This is a genomic window from Bartonella sp. OC16QHHD, assembly GCF_042194035.1.
GTDB lineage: Bacteria > Pseudomonadota > Alphaproteobacteria > Rhizobiales > Rhizobiaceae > Bartonella.
Genome location: NZ_JBHIMJ010000091.1, coordinates 1 through 1,070, shown reverse-complemented (window position 1 = coordinate 1,070; position 1,070 = coordinate 1). Strand labels below are relative to the sequence as shown.

General features: G+C 41.0%; 1 tRNA gene and 1 rRNA gene. Both read right to left on the bottom strand.

Features of this window, described 5'->3' with window-relative positions:
• Positions 1-748: 748 nt before the first annotated feature.
• Positions 749-825: transfer RNA gene (locus ACFIK1_RS09345), tRNA-Met, on the bottom strand.
• A gap of 107 nt (positions 826-932) precedes the next feature.
• Positions 933-1,047 (bottom strand): 5S ribosomal RNA (gene rrf / locus ACFIK1_RS09340).
• Positions 1,048-1,070 lie beyond the last annotated feature (23 nt).

Here is a 1,070-nt window from a genome sequence, read left to right as displayed (position 1 = left end):
GTTACAAAAAGTTAGCGGATTGTTTTGAGGATTTGGCTATACAGGCTACACATAAGACAAAAGAAGAGATGACATAAGAGCCAAGAAAATCTGAGTTTAGATTTAATCCTTGAGCGCTCTTTAAGTGTGTGGACTTACGTACCTTAATGGCTTTTACCTCCCCCCTTGCTTCCGAAGGTGCATGATGATTAGTAGCACGCCTCTTGAGTTTTTATTTGGGTTTTGTACGCGAGAAGAGTTTCGAGTGATTAGCATTGCATTCCGATGCGTTTAGACGCTACACCTGTTTTTTCCTGCTTTTATTTTTAGAGATTGATGATATTTTTTGTTTTGCAGTACTAAGAAGAGCTTTTAGATTTATCGTTTTAGAAAGAAGAAAGCATTCTCTACCTGCCTCTGCCTGCCACTGCTTCATTAGTGGCATGCCTCTTATTAGTCCTATTGCATTCTTTTACGGGTCGGATCAGAGATCCGATCCAGCCCTAAAGCTGCTCCTAGGTCTTTGTGCGTTTACGGGCAACTAGTTTTTTTACTGTTTTGATAGAGCTTCTATGAGAAAAGTGTAGCAGAAAGGGGAACTTATGTAGGTAAATTACTGACTTTTCCTAGTATAGGGAGAAGTTTGAATAAAGATTTATTCTATAACATTTTTCATGACGTGCATTTTTATATTTTCACGGGATATCATGGGCGTCTTGTCATGTTAAGAGGCCATGTAATCTTTATGGGAGTATTAGTCTTTGAATATTGGTTGCGGGGGCAGGATTTGAACCTGCGGCCTTCAGGTTATGAGCCTGACGAGCTACCGGGCTGCTCCACCCCGCGTCATATATTTTAAGACAAGATTTTTTTATTGTCTACTCTCAGTATTGAGTATTGATATTTATCGTTATATTTTTATTTTGAATTGTTATCTATCATGCCTTTAGCAGACCTGGCGGCGACTTACTCTCCCGTGCCTTAAGGCAAAGTACCATCAGCGCTGGAGCGTTTCACGGCCGAGTTCGGGATGGGATCGGGTGCGTTCACTCCGCCATAACCACCAAGTCAGCAAAAAGCATGAATGATGA